The following is a 21,066-nucleotide window of genomic DNA, read 5'->3' on the forward strand; positions in this document are numbered from 1 at the left end:
GATCAATCTCCACAAATTTCATAGTTTGCACCTATTGCCCTGGCAAAATCAAGAATTTGATCTATCTTACCCTTATTGGCAAAGAATTTTACGGTCGTACCGTTTTTTTCATCGACGACTACCGCCTTTTCCGCTTCCTTTCTGTCCTGAACAGGAATCTGATCCGCATGATCCAGTCCGACCCTGCTCATCGCCCGAGCCAACTCTTCGTGCTTTTTTTTCGCTTCGTCTACCGACAGTGTAGCCGCATATACCTCGAGCAAACTGTCGATGAACGGAGAGTTCATGTCCTGAATTTCATTGATATCTCTCACTGACTGATCGATTGCCGCAATCATCTCTTCCTGATATTTTGCATTTGTTGTGGTCTTATTCAGCCATTTCGGATCCAGTATCTTTTCAAATAAAGCATCTGCATACTTACCCAGATCTTTCGCCTTCTTGTCGTAGTAAGCACGGATTTGTTCCTCTTTCGCCTGCTTTTGACGCTCGGTAAAATCCTTAACTACCGCATCGATCTGCGTTCTCTGCTCCTCGATCATAGACACAAGTTCTTTGATCTGCGGCTCCATGACAGAATATGGGGCCAGACATCTTTCCTTATATTCTTTCCGACGGTCTTCCACCATTTTTTTTGCCTTTGAAAGCGTCGCTTTGTCAGCCTTTGCCGACTTAATGGTCTCATCGGTATACACAGTGGTCCTGTAAACTTCCAACTCCAATTCCAGTTCACTCTTAATTTTCGCGAAATCCCACGTGGAAATGTCTTTCTGCTCTAAATCAACGATCTGCAACTCATTCATAATCAATCTCCATTATTGTTTTTTTCTTTCGCACCTAAAAATATAATCATCAGGAGCTAATCGTCTGAGACTTCCAAGAATAATAGTCTTTTTCACGACAGTGAAATCATTCGTATGTATTCTTAATTAGCCTTTACGCATTCCCTCTCCCGGTCTTTTGATCTGAGCTCTGATAAAAAATTCTCTAATTCCTCACAGTTATCCACATGATGTTCTTTCGCCAACAATATATACTTTTCGCACACATCCTCAGGCAGCCATGACTGATAGTTATAAAATACTCTCAAAACATTCTTATAATTCACTCCCTCATATAATCTCCAGTCATCAAACAATTCCTCCCAGAATTTTTTTTCTCCAACAGCGTTTGCAAGAGCTTCCCCCACAGAAGGGAAAAGCTTTCCCCTTAGGAACCGCCAACTACAACCAAATTCTGATGACACCGAAAACTCCGTGATTTCCCCATACTGTCTATTTGAGAAAGGATATCCCACATACCCATCAAATTTCATGTCTGGATATTCTTTCCGAAACCAATCTATTGTGCTAGTTAATATGCAATCCCCATTCAGAGCGAGTGTCCCATTCTCGTCACAAAGTAGATTCAATGGGGATATTGTTATATTAAATCCCTCCTCAACAAGATTAACGGAAATTGGATTCCGATAATACCAAAACTCTTCAATGAAGTCATCCACATCTTCTTCGCAAGCAGAAGTCAATTTCCTAATCTCGTTGTCCCATTTCTTTCTGAAAACTGTTTGAAATGCATTACTCGCCTTGATCGCCGTTTTCTTATCGGTTTTAAATTCAATCCGGGACTGCCCATCCATTCCCGCGTTTGAAAGAATCCATAATGTCTCCCCTAATACAAAGTCATCCTTTGTTGAATCATTGTGAGAGATTTCATCCGTGCTGTTTGGATCATTACTTTGCAATTCATAATCTCCGACATATTCCAACATAGTTTTTTTTAGTTTTCGTTTTTGTTTAAGGTAAGGGTGACAAAGCAACTCTGCTACCAGTTTTTTCGATAAAAGTTTTTCTCTTAGCATCAACTCAAAGGAAAAGGTTCCCAGTTCTTCCGCAAACTTATTCTCATTTTCCTTTATATAATCAAAGTAACTGTCCTTATATTTTTCGATTTCTGTGATCCCTGCCTGCATTGCATATAGGAACTCAAATGTCACGTCTTCTTTATAACCCGCCGGGATATCGTCAAGCGGTCCTCCAAGATATATACCGCTCCCCAGATCATGTATAAGATCACGGTTATAAAATGCAAAATGATAATCATGCCAAGAATCCAGGACATACCAATTTTCATCGTGATCCAATCCCTGAGAGAAGTATTTTCCATATCCTCTCATAGCTTCATATTCATCGAAATAACAGCTCTCTATTTCTGTGTTCAATATCTCTTGTATGCTCCTCGGAAGATATACAATAAAAAGATATCCATTATCCCCACAGAAAGCATCTCTGTTTATTCTTGTCACTCCTTCCGGCACTTTATATTCTGCCGCTCTCTTTCTCGCGGGATACGCCAACAACTCTGTCTTATCATAATTAAACAGCACACCCTCAATGACCGAATAGGTTTCCGATCTTCCTACACGGAATTCCCTGATTCCACTTCCTTCAAAAGCTTTCGATTTTATTTCTGGATTCCCTTTTATGGTTATTGATCCAATATATGGGCACCTAAAGAATGCTTCACTTTCTATTATTTCCAGGCTTTCCGGAAGAACGATCTTTTTAATGGACGCAACATCTGAAAACGCGCCTTTCTCTATTATTCGTATTCCCTCAGGAATATAGACTTCAGAATCAGTTCCCTCGTATCTAAAAAACACACCCTCTTCTTCGCTGTATCTCATCATTTTTATTTTCCTCCCATGCTGCCTAAAGTATATTCCTATCTTTTTTGTCTTTTGCTGAGTCGTTTACCTGGCGGGGACCTGGGTTAAACATCACCATCCAATTCATCGACGTCAATTATTTCTCTTGTTTTAAGAAAACTCGCGCTGTTATAATTTCATTCTCCATTGTGAGTTAACAGGCTGTCATTTGACGCTTCACTTATGCCTTTCTACTGTTATGGCATGTCATATAAATTATCTGATTTTTTTTAGAAAGCTCGTTTATGAATTTGATTCCATATTCCGTTTTCTCATTATCAAAATTCACAAATGGATCGTCAAATATGATAAATGGCTTCTCTCCTTCATACATAGCATCTATCATGGCCATTCGTCTGCACAACCCAACCAGATCCTTATATCCTTCGCTAAGTAGGCCAATATCTCTATGAGCACCTTCTGCAACTTTTGTCACATTCAGGTTAGCGTCAAGGTCATATGCATTAGATTCATCACCTGTCAGTAACGTATAGTACTTATCAAATGCTGTCTGCATCGGCTGCATATAATGAGCAAGGAAACTATCTTTTGCCTTAGCAAGATATTCCTGTGTCTTCTCAACTATCTCATATTGATGCTGTAGAGTATTTCTTTCATCGAGCTTTGCTTGATAAGTATCTTCCGCCTGACTGATACTTTCTAATTTTTCTTCGAGCTCTTTTATCTGATTCTGAACTACGTTTCTTATTTCTTGTAATTCTGTCTTTCGTTCATCAAGAGACTTTGCGGAAACAGTTAATTCCTCCATTGTCTCATCAAATTCCGGAGCTTTCAGGGCTTCAAATGAAGCAACATCGTTATCCGCTTCAAAAAGACTCAGTTGTTTCTTTCTCTTTTCAAAAGACTCTTCTTTTGTCTGTAAAATTCCAAGATTTTTTCTCAGATCCGATACCAGAGTTAGCGGATCCGTTTCCGAATTATCACTATATTTTGCTACCCATTCATTTATTGCCGATCGAGCTTTTCTATATTTTTCTTCAATAGCATTTTGTGTTGCAGCTTTATTCTCAAGCGCAACATATGTCTTGATATCACTCTCTAAGTGATAGAGTTCCGCTTCAAATCTGTCTTCCGCACACTTGATGCCATATTCTTCAAACACCGCTTCAATACCCTGGACTGTCTTTTCAACAGCATCCTCGTAATTCTTTTGGTTATATGCTGATACTTTCTTATTTAATTCATTGTATTTTATTGACGCAGTCTTAAGGTCATATAGCTGATTCAGCAGTTTATCCTGTCTCGGCACGCTTCCATACGCCGTAACAAACTCTGTAATCTCTTTTTCTTTCTGCTTTAAGAACATTTCTTCATGTTCAATTTTTTCCTTCAGCGCTTTTACACTCTCCGGAAGTTCTGGTTTCTTTTCTGATTCTGCTTCTTTCTTATTTCCAACCATTACTCCAGCAATCAACAGCACGGCGCCAACAGCTACCCCTGCAAATCCGGCAGGATTCTTTGCCGCAAGATAGATAGCGATCCCTGCCACTACTGCTAATACACCAATAATGATGAGTACCATATTAGGAGCAGATTTCTTTGACTGGTTCGAAGCTGCATTCTCGATGTTGAAGATCTGTGTTTCAAGATTTGCTTTATTACCAGGCAGTGCCTGTTGGATACCATTCATTTTCTGGCAATCATCGATTAACTGATCTACTGTCGAAGTATTTGGTGTTCCATTTCGAAAACTAGTTTTCATCTGCTCCAGCTGACGAAGTTCTTCATTTGTCGGTTTTCCGATTTCCATATCCTTTCGGAAAGCCGATAATTTCTTAATATCTTGTTCAGTAATATTTAGCTCGTTTTGTGTAGGCGTCCCATTTTCAAACTTTTTCTTCAAACTCTCATACTGTGCCACCTCATCATCTTTTAGCACAGCGTTCTTTACCTCTGCAGATACTAATGTGTAATCGTTCGCATCCTTAGAAAATCTTGCAATGTCGTCTTGTGTTGGTACTTCTTTCTGGAACAGTTTCTTTGTTTCAGCCAGTTCCTTTGCCGCATCCTCAAGTTCTTTCTTAAGCCCGTTATACTGCTCTTTTTTTGTCCCAACATTCAGATATTCACTTAATATGTTTCTTTTCTCATTAACGCTTCGTAGCTGCTTATTAATCGATTCCAGTTCTTTATTACACTCCTGAATCTTCGCATTTTGTTCGCTGTAATTATTTTCTATGACTGTCTTCTGGTCTACCTGATACTTTAATTCTGTGATCTGCGGCTCCAGTTTTGCCAAAAGGCCTGTATTTCGTTTTGGTGTCAGGCTTAACAGTTTCTTAGTAAGAGCATTATTTGCCGGTTCATACATCGACATATCTGCTGTCTCATTGGAAAGATTTCCTATTTTGGCACTGATTTGAGATGTTGGCTCAGTACTGCCGACCTGCTGTTGGCCAATGAATACCGTGTTGGCAAAAGATTTCATATCAATTCCAAAAATTTCTTCACCGATATTTGATGAATAGTCTTTTGTCGGAAGGTTTGTTGCCACATCATACAATTCAAATGAATCGTGATTTTTTGATTTAAAAACTCTTTCGATACGATACTGCTTATCATGGAGTTCAAATGATAATGTTCCACCATAGGTTCCATTCTGCCATGGTGTATAATGGCGCCTCTCATTTTCAATATCATTTCTCTTTCCATCATTGTCAAATCCGTAGAACATGACTTTAATGAAAGTAACAAGTGTTGTCTTTCCCCATCCATTCTCATGAAAGATGTTATTGATACCACAATTAAAATCAATGTCGAAATGATGCAGCGTCCCGAAATTATCGATATGCGCATGTATTAATCTCATAACTCAATCTCCTCCCCATTCAAAACCTGAAGCGCACAGCGTATCATTTCTCGTTTGTCATCTTCCTTTATACTTTCATCCTGCTTGATAAGTCGTACAAATTCTCCTTTAAGTGATGTATCAAGATTATACGACTCATAATCGATGGCGATTTTTGAATGGTCTTTCGCTCTTACACAATAGAACCGTCCATTAAATGTTTTTACTATCAGTGAAAGGTCTTTCTCCGCCTTTACATCCGCTTCTCCGGTCAGTACAAATTTTACCAGGTCCGTCTCCTTGCACTCATAATTTGTCAACTCTGCCTCAATGTTTCTAATGATGTCACTTGTTGAGTTGCAGTTACTCACATCTACCGGGATTTCATACAGTTTCCTCATCGCAAATGGAATAAATTCACGCGTGGCCAAATGTGTCTTTTCGTTAATATCGATTACCACAAAACCATGATCCCCTGTTTCATCATAGCCTCGCCCCTCCAGACATCCCGGATAGCAGAAGCTCCCTCTTGCGTCCAGCTTACCATCCTGATACTGATGTATATGTCCTAGCGCGAGGTAATCGATATTCTTATTCTTTAGTTTGGATAAGTCAATCACTTCAGCATCGTCCTTAACACCATACTGACTGAGCTGTCCGTGCATCGTTACAATATTATAGGATTCCGGTTGCAGGAACAGTGTGGAATAAACGTCCGCACTATTCTGATTTTCAAGTTCGATTCCAGTAAGTACTATTTTATAATTTTCATTATCATTGATAATGTAAGATGTCCATGTGTCCTTGAATGTAAACAGGTTCTCCGGAACAACATCTAATGATTCAATGATATTGGATAAATCATGATTTCCCTGCAAATAATAGAATTTGATATTGGGGTTAGCCCTTATCGTTTCAAATACGATGTTCTTCGCATGGACTGAGATGGTTTTCTTATCAAATAGATCTCCAGCGATGATTACTGCACTGATGTTCTTCGTTTTTACATAATCGACCAGACGGATAAAGTTATGAAGCAGTTCATTCTTTCTTTCCTTTGCCTGTTCGTCTGTAAGATGTGTGGTCATTTTAGAGTCCAAGTGCAAGTCTGCACAATGACAAATCCTCATATTTTTCTTGTATGATGTACTCACAACCAAATACATCATTTTTCCTTTCTGATTGATATTGTGGTTCAAGATTCAAGTCTGCATGGATAAGCGCAGGCGGATATCGCAGTATCAGACTTTATGGAAGGAAGCTTCCTGTATGATTTAACGTATATTCCTAACTTTTTTCATGCTTTTGCGTGGATTGAATGACATCAGACCAATTCATCAACGTCAGTTCTTTTAATCACCCTACAGGCATGTTTATGTTTCTCTATCACTCATAATATATGACCCGCATAGTCAGAATCTGTCTATCTACAAATAACACTGCAATTCTTCAAATCCTGACAACGTATCATTCGATGACGCCCCTGCCATACTGTCAACTATTCCTCTTGTTTTAAGGAATCACGCGCTGTATTAATTTCATTCTCCATCGCGCGATTTAAACATGATATATCGGCTTTCTCTCTTTTTCTGCCATAATTTCAGTGTGTCATAGAAGGCCTTGGTTAATTCACTTATACAGACTTTTCCACCCTCGCTCGTGCCAGTACAAGAAACGCTTACCTGCATTCCTGTCAAGTTACCACCCTCATAAAGAAGATGGCTCTATATCGCAGAATACCCTTTGCAAAAACTTGGTTCTCACCCAGATCCTTGAAAATTCACTCTATGGCAATGTCACAACTACCGGTTCCATATCAACTAGCAATTATCCCGAGGTTTTCAGTTTTGCATGCATCTCCACAAAGAGGATCGCCTGTTTTGCATGACGACTCCTTGCCGAGATCGGCTCAACAAAACTCAACTCTGCGCTTTCAATCACAAGTTTTCCTCCATCGTAAAGAGGAGCAACGGCATTGCATATCTCGGCAGGCATATTCCCGACATCCTTCCCTTTTTCTGTCAGAAGCTGAAAATTATTATGATTAAAAGCATTCTCCTTATCTCTGGTAATTCGGATCACATCCTCGACTTTCACTTTTTCAATCTGCTTTGTGCGTCCGTCATAACGGTCCCTCCTGAATCAAATAATATTTAATATAATTATATCACTATTATAATCATCCTCTTTTCTTCAAACAATCTTGTTCCCATCCGATTTGAAAGACAACGCCACTAAAAATACGTCTAATTCTTTTCAGAATCACCAACATCTAATATCTCACTTTTTCTTTAAATACTCTTTTATCTTAAACGCGCAAAAATATGGAAATGTATAGATGTCATTTAGAATACTGTCATTTCTTCAGTATTTTCCGCTTACTTATGTCATTTTTGCACCATTTTATCATCTTCCGCCAACACAAAAATCCCCCGTCGGAATCACTTCCAACGGGGGATCATTTACTTTATCGGTCACCCGGCACACGCCGGATTCAGATTCAGTTTTGTTGAGATATCAACAAGGGGTTGATTACTTAAGAGTAACCTTTGCGCCCTGCTCTTCCAGCTTAGCCTTGATATCCTCAGCCTCTGCCTTCTCAACGCCTTCCTTAACCATCTTCGGAGCGCCATCAACGAGCTCTTTTGCTTCCTTCAGGCCAAGACCTGTAAGCTCACGAACTACCTTGATAACCTTAACCTTGTTAGCGCCTACCTCAGTAAGCTCTACGTTGAACTCAGTCTGCTCCTCAGCAGCTGCGCCAGCGCCTGCTGCCGGACCTGCAACTACAACACCTGCTGCTGCAGATACACCAAACTCCTCCTCGCAAGCCTTTACGAGATCGTTAAGCTCCATAACGGAAAGCTCTTTAATAGCGGCGATAAACTCTTCAGTTGTTAACTTAGCCATTTTAATTTTCCTCCTCGGATATTTTTAGATTTTTGTTTTTAAATGTTCGAATTACGCTATGCGGCGGTAATACGAATTATGCCTCTGCGGCGCCGTCTTTCTCCGCGATCTGCTTGATAACGCGTGCGAAGTTGGCAACCGGAGACTGCATGCTTCCAAGAAGTCTTCCAAGAAGTACTTCTCTGGACGGGATGGAAGCGATTGTCTGCATTGCTGCTGCATCGTAGTACTTGTCCTCTACGATACCGCCCTTGATTTCCAGCGCCTTTGCAGTCTTTGCAAAATCAGCGAGAATTCTTGCCGGTGCTGTAGCATCATCCTTGGAAACAGCGATTGCTGTCGGTCCCTCAAGTACCGGGCCGAGTGCCTCGAAAGCTGTATCCTTGGCTGCCAGACGAACCAGAGTGTTCTTGTATACCTTGTAGGTAACACCTGCTTCACGAAGCTTCTTACGAAGCTCTGTGTCCTCTGCTACAGTAAGACCACGGTAATCTACCGCTACTGCAGTCTGCGCACCGTTGAATAACTCAGCGATTTCCTGAACTACCGGCTGCTTTAATTCAACTTTTGCCATGAAACTTTTCCTCCTGTATTAGTTTTCTTAACCGCCCAAGAGAGAAAGAAAGAAAAAAATCCTCTCTGCCAGGAAGACAGAGAGGCGTAATCATCTACGTTCATCTTGTGTTCCTCGGCAGGCGTTCTTTCGAACTTATGACTTTCGTCACCTGCTGTCTTCGGCAGCTAACACTGATGTAGAATATCATCTGTTATGGGGATTGTCAAGCATATTTTTGTCTTTTTTTATCTTGTTTTTTCGCGTCTGTTCTCTGTTTCTGTACGGCATCTCTTCTCTGTTTTTTTGCGGACCATCTTCTCTGTTTCGATAGGACAGCGCTTACTGTTCAGCCTTGCAGCAGATCAGAATCCGATCATTAATCCGGTTCCATCTCATCCCACGGTGCTTTTCTGCTTTTTGGGGATTTTACGGAAAAAACTTTTCCATAAGGAAGAAGTGGTTCCATCGGAATTCTGCGCTTCAAATTCAAATCTGCAGGTTGTCTGCGTCTCCTCACCGGCTTTTCTTTCCGCGCGCTCCGCCCGTTCCGTGCGGTTATCTCCCCGAAGGCTGTCATCCACCTCCGACCGGTCACGCTCCGCCTCAAGCCGGCTCAGTGCCGCCTTTCTGGCGTCTTCCGGCGATTTCCCGTTCAGGAACTCCAGGGAATGCTCCACGATAAGATTCTGAATCTTCCGGCAAAGCGGCGTTCTCTTCTGCTCATAGAACTCAATCTCCGCCAGAAGCGTTCCGATCGCCTCCGCGCGGCTCTCAACCATACCGCCTTCGAGATCGATCCGGCACATGATCGGCTCGTCGCCGCAATCAATATAGATGAAATTATGAAGATCCAGATCGTCCAGCACAAAATGCATCTTATGGTAGAATTTCTGAACCCATTCCGTCAGAAGAATCCACGGCTCCTCCCAGCCGTCGCGCAGGCCGCTGACATTATAGAGCGCTTCCTGTCGCCGGAGAATCTTCGCAAGATTCTTTCCAGAGACATATTCCAGAACCAGCCGCATCGGTGTCGATTCGATCACCTTCGGCACCCGCAGATCGGCGGTGACAATCGTCCCGCTGAGATCTGTCTGAACCTTGTATCCACCGCTGGGAAATGCCTGATAGCGCAGACGTTCCAGTTCTCCTTCCCGATAATCTCCGAATTCTTTCACAACGCAAAGAGTTCCCGGAGTCGCAACCGGCGCTGCAAGATAGACCGTATTCGTACGGCTCTTGTAATCCCGTATTTTGCGATATCCGACGGCAAGTTCCCTGTTCGTCTCCCCCATACATTTACCCCCATTCGCTTTTGTGTGGTGAACCGCTAAATTCATATTAACACGTTTTATGAGCTGTCGAATATTTTATTTCCATAATATTTACAAGTTTACCGGAAGATCTTCTTGCAGAGAAAAAAACATCAGAGGCACCCTCAGGAAAATCCCCCAAGAATGCCTCTGTCTGCTCTTTTCCTATCTTGTTTACCGCCTGTTCTCTCCGGCAAACGTTATCCATTCCCGCTTTTCTCAGCTGAACAGCATCCGGAAGGCCTCCATCTCAGCGTCGTCCTGAGAGGAACCGTTGTCTTCAAAATGGTTCACGGCTTCCAGAACCTTCTGATAATCGTTCGGAACGATCTTCTTGAAGCTCGGAAGATACCGGTCAATATTATCCAGAATCTCTTTTCCGAGCCCGGAAGCTGTCTCCTGAACGTAGTCCTTCAGGATGTCCTTGAGTTCCTTGATGTCTGCTCTCTCGGTCACCGCCTGGAAATGAACCATATCCTTGTTCAGCTTCAGATACAGTGTGTGATCCATATCGAGAACGTATGCCACGCCGCCGGACATCCCTGCCGCAAAATTCTTGCCGGTCGGACCAAGGATCACGGCGCGGCCGCCGGTCATATACTCGAGACCGTGATCACCGCAGCCTTCGGCTACCGCCGTCGCTCCGGAATTTCTGACGCAGAACCGCTCACCCGCGATGCCTTCCACGTAGCATTTTCCGCCGGTCGCGCCATAGAGCGCCACATTGCCGATGATAATATTTTCACTCGCGCGGAAAGCACTGTCCTTCGGCGGTGTAACGACAAGTTTTCCGCCGCTGAGTCCCTTTCCGAATCCATCATTGGCATCGCCGTGAAGCCGGATCGTAAGTCCCTTCGGGATGAAGGCGCCAAAGGACTGTCCGCCCCCGCCGAAGGCATGGACCACAAAGGTGTCATCCGCAAGATCCGATCCCTTTTCGCCCATGCCAAAACGGTCGGTGATCTCCGAACCCAGAATGGTTCCAAAGGTGCGGTTTGTGCTGGACACTTTCACCTTTTCCTCGTGATGCTCCCGCTTCTCCATCGCACTCTTAAACTTCGGAAGGAGCGTCGCCTCGTCCACCGTCTTCTCCAAATGGAAATCATAGACATGTTCCGGATCAAAATGCCGCACGTTCTCCGGGAGACCCGCAAATTCCGGATCGAGGATCTTCGACAGATCCACCTTGGAAGCGCGCTTTGTGATGGACGCTCTCTCCTCGGAAATGCCGAGACAGTCGGTGCGTCCCACCATCTCCTGCACCGTCCGGAAACCGAGTTCCGCCATGATCTCACGCATCTCCTCCGCAATGAACTTCATGAAGTTCATAACGTACTCCGGTTTTCCCTTGAATTTCGCCCGGAGTTTCTCATTCTGAGTCGCCACACCGAACGGACAGGTATCCTTGTTGCAGGCGCGGATCATCATACAGCCGAGGCTGACCAGTGCGGTGGTGGCGAAACCGTACTCCTCCGCGCCGAGAAGAGCCGCGATCACCACATCTCTTCCGGTCATCAGCTTACCGTCCGTCTCGATCATAACCCGGTTGCGGAGTCCGTTACGGATCAGTGTCTGATGGGCCTCGGTGATGCCGAGTTCCCATGGAAGACCCGCATGGTGAATGGAGGTCATCGGAGCGGCACCGGTTCCGCCGTCATAACCGCAGATATGGATCACCTGCGCACCGGCTTTTGCAACGCCGCAGGCAATGGTTCCGACACCGTTCTCGGAAGCCAGCTTGACAGAGATCCTGGCGCGGCGGTTTGCGTTCTTCAGATCGTAGATCAGCTGCGCCAGATCCTCGATGCTGTAGATATCGTGGTGGGGCGGCGGCGAGATCAGAGAGACACCCGGCGTGGAGAATCTGGTCTTCGCGATCCACGGATAGACCTTCTTGCCCGGAAGGTGGCCGCCCTCGCCCGGTTTCGCGCCCTGCGCCATCTTGATCTGAATCTCGCTTGCGGAGTTCAGATACGGACTGGTCACGCCGAAACGTCCCGACGCCACCTGCTTGATGGCAGAATTGCGCTCGGTTCCGAAACGCTCCGGATCCTCACCGCCTTCGCCCGAGTTGGACTTTCCGCCGAGGCGGTTCATGGCAATGGCCATGGCTTCGTGTGCCTCCAGCGAAATCGCGCCGTAGGACATTGCCCCGGTCTTAAATCGCCTGACGATGGACTCCACCGGCTCAACCTCGCTGATCGGCACCGGTTTCTGTTTCGGCACAAACTTCATGATGCCGCGAAGGGTGTGCGGAACCGGGGACTCATCCACCATCGCGGTGTATTCTTTGAACTTCTTGTAATCGCCCTTCTGCACGGCCTTCTGCATGGTCATGATGGTCTTCGGGTTGTACAGATGCTCGGCAGTGTCCTTGCCGCGGAAGAAATTCCTGCTGCTGAAGCATGCCGCATCCGGCGCGTCCACATTTTCCCCCATCGGGTCAAATGCAAGCTCATGTCTCCAGGTCACGCTCTCCGCCACGTCCTCGATCCCGATGCCGCCGACTCTGGATACAATACCCGTAAAGTATTTGTCGACAAACTCCTGGCTGAGTCCGATCGCCTCAAAGATCTTGGCGGACTGATAGGACTGAATGGTGGAAATGCCCATTTTGGCGGCAATCTTGACGATTCCGCCCATAACCGCCTTATTGTAATCCTCGATGGCGGTATGAGTATCCTTATCAAGAATGCCCGCCTCGATGATCTCCGCGATACACTCGTGGGCGAGGTACGGGTAAATGGCTCTGGCGCCGAAGCCCAGAATCGTCGCGAACTGATGCACATCCCGCGGCTCTGCGGACTCCAGAATGAGCGATACCGCGGTGCGCTTCCTGGTAAGAACCAGATGCTGCTCCACCGAACTCACCGCGAGAAGCGACGGAATCGCCACATGGTTTTCGTCCACGCCGCGGTCGCTCAGGATGATGATGTTCGCGCCGCGCTGACATACACGATCCACAGAGATATTGAGCTGCTGCAGTGCTTTTTCCAGCGAGGTGGTCTGATAATACAGAAGAGAGATCACCGCTGCCTTGAATCCCGGCTCGTCCAGCTCCCTGATCTTCAGAAGTTCCACGCCTGTGAGAATCGGATTGGAGATTTCCAGCACCCTGCAGTTCTCCGCCTTATCCTGAAGAAGATTTCCGTCGGAACCGAGATAGACGGTAGTGTCCGTTACCACCTTCTCCCGGAGCGAGTCGATCGGCGGATTGGTAACCTGCGCGAAAAGCTGCTTGAAATAATAGAACAGCGGCTGATATTTCCGGTCAAAGACCGCAAGCGGTGTGTCGTGACCCATACAGGAGGTTGCCTCCACGCCGTTCTGCGCCATCGGCAGAATGATTTCTTTTACATCGTCATAGGTGTAGCCGAAGACCTTGTAAAGCTTCTCTCTCATTTCCGGAGAGTGAGTCTCAAGCTTGTGGTTCGGAATTTTGATCTTTTCCAGATGTACAAGATTGCTGTCCAGCCACTCTCCGTACGGAGCCTTCTCCGCATAATGCTTCTTAATCTCCGCATCCGAAATGATCCGCTGTTCCCTGGTGTCAACGAGAAGCATGCGTCCCGGTTGAAGTCTTGATTTCTCCACAATATGCTTCGGGTCAATGTCGAGTACGCCCACTTCCGATGCCAGAATCAGACGATTGTCATCGGTGATGTAATATCTCGAGGGCCGAAGACCGTTTCGGTCGAGCGTCGCACCTACCACATCTCCGTCGGAGAAAATGATCGCGGCCGGTCCGTCCCACGGTTCCATCATCGTCGCATAGTAATGATAGAAATCCTTCTTTTTGGAATCCATAAAGCGGTCGTGCTTCCACGGCTCCGGAATGGTAACGGTCATGGCAAGCGGAAGCTCCATGCCGTTCATATAGAGGAATTCGAGTGTATTATCCAGCATGGAAGAATCCGATCCGTTCGTCTGAACCACCGGGAAGATCTTCTCCACTTCCTTCTCCAGGAACGGACTCTGCATCGTCTCCTCGCGGGCAAGCATTCGATCAATGTTGCCGCGGATGGTGTTGATCTCGCCGTTATGGGCCAGCAGACGATACGGATGGGCGCGATCCCAGCTCGGTGTCGTATTAGTGGAGAATCTCGAATGGACAATGGCAATGGCCGTCTTGTTGTCGGCATCGCGAAGGTCATCATAGAACGCGCGGAGCTGTCCGACTAGGAACATTCCCTTGTAAACGATGGTACGGGAACTCAGGGAACAGATATAGGTATCCTCGGTGGACTGTTCGAACTCGCGTCTCAGGACATAAAGGCGGCGGTCAAAATCAATTCCTCTCTCATAGATGTCCGGACGGTCAATGAAACACTGCTCAATCGCCGGCATGCAGTCAAGCGCCACCTTGCCGAGAATCTCCGGATGAGAAGGAACCGGTCTCCAGCCCAGAACCTGAAGCCCGTTCTTGTTCGCAATGACCTCGAACATGCGCTTCGCAAATCTGCGCTTTTTCTCATTTTCCGGCAGAAAGAACATTCCGACGCCGTAATCGCCGGCCTCTCCTACCGTAATCCCGGCCTTCTTGGTGACTTTGCTGAAAAAGTCATGGCAGATCTGAAGAAGAATCCCGACACCGTCGCCGACCTTCCCGGTTGCATCCTTTCCCGCTCTGTGCTCCAGCTTCTCCACGATACTGAGCGCATCATCCAGAACTTTCGTGTCCTGATGACCGTCAATGTTTACTACGGTACCGATACCGCAGGCGTCATGCCCCAGATCCTCCGGATGACCGTCTGTCACCGGACACCATAACTTATTATGCCCGCGATATGCCTCCGGAACGACATAGCAGTTCTGGTCTGCTTCGTCCGCCTTTTGATTTCCCTTTGTGTTATTGTCCATAATTCTCTCCTTCCATCGCTGTCTGCCGCCGACGAGCCGAAACATGCATCACCGTTTTTTCGGGTTAACCGCATAGCCGAGATGAAACACGCTTAGCGGGGTTCTCCTGTCATCACGGCAGTCACCAGGGCCTCCCGCCAGCGCAGTTTTTTTGCCCGTTACCCGCGTAAAAAAAGAGAGCAACAGCGCAGAATCCGAGTCCGGTCCGGAACGCCATTGCTCCCTTTTTTCCTTTGATTCAATTGATACTTGTATTTTGAAGAAACACCGGACATTTCAACCGCTTGCGCTTGCCGGTCTTTCGCCTGAAAATATGTGGTCAGTATAAAGCTGTCCAATATACGTGTCAATCTTTCGAAATTGTCGTGTTTTTCATGTATATCCCCCTTTATTTTTGGCGATTTCAGACAGAAATCGAAGTGCTGTTTTATGCATTTGACACAGGATTTCTCTTTTTCTTCTCAGCGTGCTTCCGCTCTGTTTGTGCAATTTGGTTGATATCTCTGATTAAGCCGCCGGAAAATAGTTAAATATATAATTCCATTCTTATAACAGTTATTACAATATATTTATGAGTAAAATTCCCTATACACATACCGCACCTCTTCATTTCCAAAATTCATACTTGACATACCATTTCTTCCGGCGTAGAATGCAAAGCCATAAAGGCAAGGGCGTCTTAGAGAGAACACTCTAAGGCGCTTTTTTTTGCGGCGCACACGCCAAAGTCCATGGATGTACGGACCCCTGGCGCCGGCCGCGGCAACGAGCGAAACCCGAGAATCGTGTTTCGCTCATCACTATCGTTTCAGCGATGCAATGGGGCATCACACCGCGCAGATGCGCGGAGTGTGAATGCGCTGCGGCATCGCTCTTTTTTTAGGGGAGAAGTGCATATGAACGAAGCAGTTTTAAGTGCAGTCAACAGCAGCGTTTTCGGCGTTTGGTTCCTGATCGGAGCCGCGCTGGTGTTCTGGATGCAGGCCGGATTTGCCATGTGCGAAGCCGGCTTCACCAGAGCAAAAAACACCGGCAATATCATCATGAAAAACCTGATGGATTTCTGTATCGGTACCGTCGTATTTATTCTGATCGGCTTCGGCCTGTTTCTGGGGGAAGACTGTATCGGAATCGTCGGAAAACCGGGATTCGACATTTTCACCAACTACGCAGCCTTCGACTGGTCCAACTTCGTATTCAACCTTGTGTTCTGCGCAACGACCGCGACCATCGTTTCCGGATCCATGGCCGAGCGGACAAAGTTTCTGTCCTACTGCGTATACTCCGCTGTGATCTCCGCGATCATCTATCCGGTGGAAGCACACTGGACCTGGGGCGGCGGCTGGCTTGCACAGATGGGCTTTCATGACTTTGCCGGTTCCAACTGTATTCACATGGTCGGCGGAATCTCTGCTCTCATCGGCGCCGCCTTCCTCGGTGCCCGCATCGGAAAGTTCGAAAAAGACGCCTCCGGAAAAATTGTGAAGGTCAATGCCTTCCCGGGCCACAACCTGGTTGCCGCCGCACTCGGTGTCTTTATCCTCTGGCTCGGCTGGTACGGATTCAACGGTGCCGCCTGCACATCCGTGGAGCAGCTCGGCTCCGTCTTTGTAACCACCACCATTGCCCCGGCGCTGGCAACTGTCACCTGCATGATCTTCACCTGGGTCAAATACGGGAAGCCGGATGTCTCCATGTGTCTGAACGCATCGCTAGCCGGTCTTGTCGCCATCACTGCTCCGTGTGACGTCACCGACGCCTTCGGCGCCATCATCATCGGTGTTGTTGCCGGTCTTCTGGTCTGCTTCGGCGTCTGGTTTCTGGATTATAAACTTCACGTCGATGATCCGGTCGGCGCGGTGGCGGTTCACTGTCTGAACGGAATCTGGGGCACACTGGCAGTGGGCCTGTTCGCAACCAACACCGCACCGGGTTACTCCATTGCGGACGCATCCGGCGCAGAAATGCTCGGTCTGTTCTACGGCGGCGGTTTTCGGCTCCTCATAATTCAGCTGATCGGGATGCTTTCCACCGCAGCGTGGACCGCAGTTACCATCTCCATCACCTTCCTTGCAATCCGCGCGGCATTTGGTCTTCGCGTCACCGAGGAAGAAGAAATCCTCGGTCTGGATTCCACAGAACACGGCCTCGCATCCGCTTATTCGGGCTTTGCGATCATGGATGTATCCAACACGCTTAATATGACGGTCAACGAGAACACCGATCTGGGCGTAAACGAATACGTTCAGGCATCGGAGGCCCAGAAAAATGCAGCCGTTCCGGTTGTCACCGGTCCGGTCATGACTTCCACCGGAATCCACAAGGTCGTCATCATTACCAAGCTGTCCCGCTATGATCGACTCCGCAAGGCCATGAACGATCTCGGCGTCACCGGCATGACGGTCACACAGGTTATGGGCTGCGGCATCCAGAAGGGTTCCGGTGAAATGTACCGGGGCGTTGAGATGGATGTCACCCTTCTTCCGAAGATCAAGCTGGAGGTTGTGGTCAGCAAGATCCCGGTTGAGGATGTCGTCGAAGCGGCGAAGAAAACCCTTTATACCGGTCATATCGGCGATGGCAAGATCTTCGTATACAGCGTGGAAAATGTTGTAAAAGTCCGCACCGGTGAAATCGGCACCGCAGCGCTTGCGGATGTTGAGTAACCCCTGATAGCGATATTGATTTCTCATTCCGGGAATACGAAGCGGAACTTTATCGAGAAGATTCTCATCAAAAACAGAAGAGGCATCCCGGATCATCATCATTCCGGATGCCTCTTCTGTTCTGTCTATCATAGAGCCGTCTGCCATTTCAGAAATATACTCCATTTGTTTCACCGCTAAACCTTCGGGAATATACCTCAATGAAGCAAAAGGAGACTCCGTTTTCCCCAAACGAACTCCTATCATTTTTTCATAACATTTAGAATGTAATCGTCTCCGGCTCCTCTGTGAAGCTGCAGAACACCGCAGTTGCGTTCTTCAGATAGAATACCGCCGTATTTCCGTCTCCGACCGCATACATTTTCTTCAGCGTCGGATTGGCATCCAGCATCGCCTGCTGCGCTTCCGCTCTCTCGTCCAAAACGGCCTCTGCATTCAGACGGATCCATTTGCCATCTGCCATTCCGGAGATCGCAACCTTCGGATGTGCCAGCATTTGTTTTGCAACATTTTTCTTTAATCCGGTCTGGATGTAAAGCTTTCCCTCGAAAATGTTCTGTGCACCGAACGGTCTGACATGCGGCTCGCCCGCATCATCCACGGTTGCGAGATACCATGTTCCGGCTTTCTTCAGAAACTCAAATACTTTCTCCATGCGTTCCTCCTGCTTTTTTTGATGAATCTCTCCGGTTTCAATGCATTACAGGACTTCTCCGTCATCCCGCAAATCCCTGAACAAAGAACTTGATAAAGGCAATCGTCTGAGGCTGGTAAATGATATCCACCAGAAACGCCCCGACGATCGGGACAATCATAAAGGCGCGGCGGGACATTCCGTATTCCTCGGTGACAGCAGTCATATTGACGATCGCACTCGGAGTCGCGCCGAGACCGTGGCCGCAGAGTCCGGAACACATCACCGCAGCATCGTAGTTTGATCCCAGAATCCGGAATACCACAAAGTATGCCGCCAGGCACATAAAGATCGCCTGAAGTGCCACCACGAGAAGCACACCGCCCATGAGATCCAGCAGATCCCAGAGCCGGAGTGTCATCAGCGCAAGGGACAGATAGAGATTCAGCATGACATCGCCGAGCTTGTCCGCCAGCGGAAAACTGAATTTGTAAAAATGTGCTCTCTCGTTGATATTCCGCAGAATTACCGCGACAAACATCGCGCCGACATAGCTTGGAAAAGACATCCCGATCAGCGTGCCGATCCAGCCGGAGATCTGTGTTCCGACCGCCATGCATATGATGAGTGCCGATACGTTTTTGATGATATCAAGACCGGTCAGATTCAGCGCTGCATCGGAAGCGTTGACGCTCTCGACGCCTGCGTAGCTGTCATTGTTTTCTTCCGGCTTCAGATGATGTTTCACGATCAGGAGACGTCCCAGCGGACCTCCGACCAGAACACCGGAGATCAGTCCGAAGGTCGCGGCGGCCGCGCCGACGCCGACGGCAGCCTCATATCCTATCTCCTGAAAGGTTGAGCCATATGCCGCAGCAGCTCCGTGACCTCCAATCATCGAGATCGCTCCTGCCAGTAAAGCATACGGGGCTTCGAGGCCGATCGTCTTGCTGACAGCGATACTGATTGCATTTTGACAGATGGAAATGATTCCGGCGCAAAGCCAATAGATAATGAGAAGAACGCCACCACGCTTCAGAAGTGAGAAACTGGCGCCGAGGCCAACGGTGGTAAAGAACGCAAGCATGAACGGAGATTGAAAAGAAGAATCAAACTGAAAAGAAAAAGCTCCTGTCATGTGCCCAAAAAAGGTAATGAACATGAACAGAAATCCGCCGACAACCGGTGCCGGGATACAATATTTTTCCAATACATGGACTTTCTTCTTGATCCAGTATCCGATCAGAAGAAGCACGCAGGCCATTGCAGTCGTAAAGACTGCATCGCAGGTCATCGTGAAGATGCCGTCTGTCACAGCTGTTTTCATACAAAAATCCCCCTTTTCCGTCGATCGTTTTGCCGACAACATTATTGTCATTCATATTAGATACCAAAAGCATAAATTTTTCAATATTTTGCAAGAACAATCTATGTTTTTAATAAATACTGTGGTATCAATCTGTCTACTATTCACAACAAGGTGGTCAGCTATGATCTGAAGTTATCGAAAAACGATTCTCAAAGGGAGATTCCTGCATGTATTCCGGTTAACGATGGGAACTTTCAATCGCATTAAGCACAGCAGAGGCATTCCGGAATTCTTTCCGAAATGCCTCTTTTTCTTCCAGTTCAAGTATTGACTCTCTTCTGACGTTCGCATATTCCGCGAACCTCATTCCATCTGCTTTGATTCGTCTGCTCCATTCCGATTCACCCGATCAGTTAATATAGATCCTCATACAGTATTTTGGAACGTTATTACCCTCATTGAGCCCGACATATTTTCCCTTGTTCGAGCCGGCATTGTATTTCCAATAAACGTCCACATGAGGATGTTCGGCCAGCACGTACATCGAAACCATACAAACGGCATTCCGGTAGTCCAGGGTCGCTATATAGGCTCCGTTGGGATTTCCGGACTCAAATACCGTTCCACCATCCAACGATGTACCTTTACCGTAGGTTTTGGAACCCGCCGGAAGAAGATCTCTTGATTTATAAAACTTCCCGGTTTTGGGATCGTAGGCTCCGAACGCATTCGTTCCCTCTTTGCCTCCGCCGGTGTTCCAGTCCATACCGGCCGCATAGGCACTCGCCGAGTCATGTACACCCGCATAATAGAGCTCTACCGCTGCCGAAGCCGCAGATCGCATCGTCGCAAGGTCATGCGCTTCTCTCGCTTTTTCCATCTGATTATTAAAAATGGGAATTGCAACCGCAACAAGAATGCCGATAATTGCAACGGCGATCAACAACTCTGCAATCGTAAAACCTTTTTTTGCTCGATCTGTCACTTGACATCCCCCCTCGAACACACAAGAATCCGATCATCTATCCAACCGTCAAAAACCTTTCTTTCCTACTTATATTTTAATGTTATTTTGCTGGTTTTTCTATATGCAGAACAAAATATTTTTTTTCGTATTTTTTCTGTCACTATTGGATTGCGAGTTTCTCTCGCTATCGCGGCAGTCGCCAAGGCCTCGCGCAAGCACAGGCTTTGACTCGTTGCTCACGCGGAACAAAGTCCGCAAGCGGACTTTGCGCGCCGCCGCTGGTCACCGTTAGGTGACAGCTTCCTTACAGCGGCGTGCGCATCCTCGCGGAGCGTTTTTTT

General features: G+C 46.9%; 12 protein-coding genes, 1 pseudogene and 1 other annotated feature. Of the genes and pseudogenes, 1 reads left to right on the forward strand and 12 read right to left on the reverse strand.

Annotation, left to right across the window (positions count from 1 at the left end; genetic code table 11):
* Window positions 1-2: 2 nt before the first annotated feature.
* The 9 genes and pseudogenes from BMW41_RS09150 to gltB all read right to left on the reverse strand — a co-directional run bounded on the left by BMW41_RS09150 (window position 3) and on the right by gltB (window position 15,149).
* A complete protein-coding gene (locus BMW41_RS09150; RefSeq protein WP_031474460.1) occupies window positions 3-803 on the reverse strand; it encodes a DUF1351 domain-containing protein in 801 nt (266 codons plus the stop codon).
* Between the two features lie 122 nt (window positions 804-925).
* Window positions 926-2,686: a leucine-rich repeat protein gene (locus tag BMW41_RS09155; RefSeq protein WP_031474458.1), complete on the reverse strand. Its 1,761-nt coding sequence runs from the start codon at window positions 2,684-2,686 to the stop codon at window positions 926-928.
* A 199-nt stretch (window positions 2,687-2,885) separates the two neighbouring features.
* Entirely contained in the window at window positions 2,886-5,534 is a 2,649-nt protein-coding gene (locus tag BMW41_RS09160) for an AAA family ATPase (RefSeq protein WP_074649820.1), read from the reverse strand.
* A complete protein-coding gene (locus BMW41_RS09165) occupies window positions 5,531-6,682 on the reverse strand; it encodes a metallophosphoesterase family protein (RefSeq protein WP_083378866.1) in 1,152 nt (383 codons plus the stop codon). Before BMW41_RS09165 ends, BMW41_RS09160 begins: the two co-directional genes overlap by 4 nt.
* A gap of 658 nt (window positions 6,683-7,340) precedes the next feature.
* Window positions 7,341-7,625, reverse strand: a pseudogene (locus tag BMW41_RS09170) (HIRAN domain-containing protein); the annotation flags it as partial.
* A 420-nt stretch (window positions 7,626-8,045) separates the two neighbouring features.
* Entirely contained in the window at window positions 8,046-8,423 is a 378-nt protein-coding gene (rplL, locus tag BMW41_RS09175; protein WP_031474450.1) for a 50S ribosomal protein L7/L12, read from the reverse strand.
* 76 nt (window positions 8,424-8,499) lie between these two features.
* Window positions 8,500-8,997: a 50S ribosomal protein L10 gene (gene rplJ, locus BMW41_RS09180; RefSeq protein WP_031474448.1), complete on the reverse strand. Its 498-nt coding sequence runs from the start codon at window positions 8,995-8,997 to the stop codon at window positions 8,500-8,502.
* 45 nt (window positions 8,998-9,042) lie between these two features.
* Window positions 9,043-9,179: a sequence feature (ribosomal protein L10 leader region), on the reverse strand.
* Window positions 9,180-9,371: 192 nt separating this feature from the next.
* Window positions 9,372-10,271 (reverse strand): BUD32 family EKC/KEOPS complex subunit, encoded by a 900-nt coding sequence (locus tag BMW41_RS09185; RefSeq protein ID WP_074649822.1) that lies wholly within the window; start codon window positions 10,269-10,271, stop codon window positions 9,372-9,374.
* A 237-nt stretch (window positions 10,272-10,508) separates the two neighbouring features.
* The gene (gltB, locus tag BMW41_RS09195) at window positions 10,509-15,149 is read right to left on the reverse strand and encodes a glutamate synthase large subunit (protein WP_083378868.1); all 4,641 of its coding nucleotides are present in this window, start codon (window positions 15,147-15,149) and stop codon (window positions 10,509-10,511) included.
* An 896-nt stretch (window positions 15,150-16,045) separates the two neighbouring features.
* On the opposite strand from gltB, the gene BMW41_RS09200 reads away from it, so the two are divergent.
* Entirely contained in the window at window positions 16,046-17,815 is a 1,770-nt protein-coding gene (locus BMW41_RS09200; protein WP_074649824.1) for an ammonium transporter, read from the forward strand.
* Window positions 17,816-18,074: 259 nt separating this feature from the next.
* Here the strand turns inward: BMW41_RS09200 and BMW41_RS09205 are convergent, their stop codons facing one another.
* The 3 genes from BMW41_RS09205 to BMW41_RS09215 form a co-directional block, all read right to left on the reverse strand.
* A complete protein-coding gene (locus tag BMW41_RS09205) occupies window positions 18,075-18,470 on the reverse strand; it encodes a pyridoxamine 5'-phosphate oxidase family protein (protein ID WP_074649825.1) in 396 nt (131 codons plus the stop codon).
* Window positions 18,471-18,531: 61 nt separating this feature from the next.
* Window positions 18,532-19,776 (reverse strand): sodium/glutamate symporter, encoded by a 1,245-nt coding sequence (gene gltS, locus BMW41_RS09210; RefSeq protein WP_074649826.1) that lies wholly within the window; start codon window positions 19,774-19,776, stop codon window positions 18,532-18,534.
* Between the two features lie 391 nt (window positions 19,777-20,167).
* Window positions 20,168-20,743, reverse strand: coding sequence for a type IV pilin protein (locus tag BMW41_RS09215; RefSeq protein WP_074649827.1), 576 nt, complete (start codon window positions 20,741-20,743; stop codon window positions 20,168-20,170).
* Between the last annotated feature and the right edge of the window lie 323 nt (window positions 20,744-21,066).

The organism is [Clostridium] aminophilum (genome assembly GCF_900101295.1).
In the GTDB taxonomy this organism is placed as follows: domain Bacteria; phylum Bacillota; class Clostridia; order Lachnospirales; family Lachnospiraceae; genus Clostridium_R; species Clostridium_R aminophilum_A.

Coding starts and splice junctions, on each gene's coding strand:
- rplL (WP_031474450.1), bottom strand. CDS start 8,423: ATGGCTAAGTTAACAACTGAAGAGTTTATCGCCGCTATTAAAGAGCTT.
- BMW41_RS09200 (WP_074649824.1), top strand. CDS start 16,046: ATGAACGAAGCAGTTTTAAGTGCAGTCAACAGCAGCGTTTTCGGCGTT.
- BMW41_RS09185 (WP_074649822.1), bottom strand. CDS start 10,271: ATGGGGGAGACGAACAGGGAACTTGCCGTCGGATATCGCAAAATACGG.
- BMW41_RS09205 (WP_074649825.1), bottom strand. CDS start 18,470: ATGGAGAAAGTATTTGAGTTTCTGAAGAAAGCCGGAACATGGTATCTC.
- gltS (WP_074649826.1), bottom strand. CDS start 19,776: ATGAAAACAGCTGTGACAGACGGCATCTTCACGATGACCTGCGATGCA.
- BMW41_RS09160 (WP_074649820.1), bottom strand. CDS start 5,534: ATGAGATTAATACATGCGCATATCGATAATTTCGGGACGCTGCATCAT.
- rplJ (WP_031474448.1), bottom strand. CDS start 8,997: ATGGCAAAAGTTGAATTAAAGCAGCCGGTAGTTCAGGAAATCGCTGAG.
- BMW41_RS09155 (WP_031474458.1), bottom strand. CDS start 2,686: ATGATGAGATACAGCGAAGAAGAGGGTGTGTTTTTTAGATACGAGGGA.
- BMW41_RS09165 (WP_083378866.1), bottom strand. CDS start 6,682: ATGATGTATTTGGTTGTGAGTACATCATACAAGAAAAATATGAGGATT.
- BMW41_RS09150 (WP_031474460.1), bottom strand. CDS start 803: ATGAATGAGTTGCAGATCGTTGATTTAGAGCAGAAAGACATTTCCACG.
- gltB (WP_083378868.1), bottom strand. CDS start 15,149: ATGGACAATAACACAAAGGGAAATCAAAAGGCGGACGAAGCAGACCAG.